Source organism: Mycobacterium scrofulaceum (assembly GCF_001667885.1).
In the GTDB taxonomy this organism is placed as follows: domain Bacteria; phylum Actinomycetota; class Actinomycetes; order Mycobacteriales; family Mycobacteriaceae; genus Mycobacterium; species Mycobacterium scrofulaceum_C.
In genome coordinates, this window is record NZ_LZJW01000008.1 from 1 (window position 1) to 1,120 (window position 1,120).

1 protein-coding gene is annotated in these 1,120 nt (G+C 69.6%); it reads right to left on the reverse strand.

Annotated features, from left to right (window positions below):
• A partial coding sequence (locus A5681_RS00795; RefSeq protein WP_231996185.1) for a condensation domain-containing protein occupies positions 1-1,120 on the reverse strand: 1,120 nt, incomplete at both ends.

Consider the following 1,120-nt stretch of genomic DNA (forward strand, 5'->3'; position numbering starts at 1 on the left):
AGGATGTCGTGGATGCCGGTGTGGAAGGCCGCCGGGGCGTCGGTGAGCAACACCTGGGTGGTCTCGGCGTCCAGGGTGGCCGTCAGGTGTCCGGCGTTGGTAAAGGTGTCGCTGGGCCGCGGTGGGGGCAGCGCGGCCGGGATGCCGCTGATGTGTCGCCAGGTGTCGGCCTGTGCGGTGACGGCCGGGGTGTGGGCGTGCTCGTCGAGCAGCGCGGCCCACCGCTGGAATGAGGTGCCGGTTTGGGGCAGGGTGATCGGCTGTCCGTGGTGGTACTGGGCCCACGCGATGTTGAAGTCCTCCAACAGGATCCGCCACGACACCGCATCCACGGCCAGATGATGAACGATCACCACCAGCTGGCCGGTAGTGGAAACCCACAGCGCGCTGAGCATCACGCCACCGCCGGGGTCGAGCCGGGACCTGGCCTGGCCGAGGACATCATCGGTCAGCGCGTCGACGGTGTGCAGGCACTGAGCGCCGTCGACCGCCCCGGGCCCGGGAACGGCCAGGGACCGCGCGCTCGTATCGGCCCGTGCCCGCAGCATGGGGTGGTGGTCGAGCAGCGCTTGCAGCACGGCGAGCACCTCGGCGTGCGTTGCGCTCGGCGGTGCGTGCAGGACCATGGTTTGGTTGAACTGGTCGATCGGGCCGTCAATGTCGAACAGCCAGTGCATGATTGGCACGGGCTTGACGGGCCCGATCCCTTCGTCGGTGATCCGTTCATGACCGTCGGTGATGCCAGGGATGCGGGCCAGCCGGGCCACGGTCTGCTCGACGAAGATGTCACGGGGCCGGCAGGCCAACCCGGCCGCGCGGGCTCTGGCGACTACTTGCATCGACAGGATGCTGTCCCCGCCGAGGTCGAAGAAGGAGTCGTCGACGCCGACGCGCTCGACTCCCAGGATCTCGGCGTAGATGGCGGCCAGGATTTCTTCGACGGGGGTGGTCGGGGCGCGGTAGCGATCGACATCCACGTAGTCGGGTGCAGGCAGGGCGTGGGTGTCGAGCTTGCCGTTGACGGTGATGGGCAGGGTATCGACCGCGACGATCGCGGCGGGCACCATGAAGCCGGGCAGCCGGTCGGCCAGCGCGGCGCGCAGCGCGGCGGGCTCGGCGG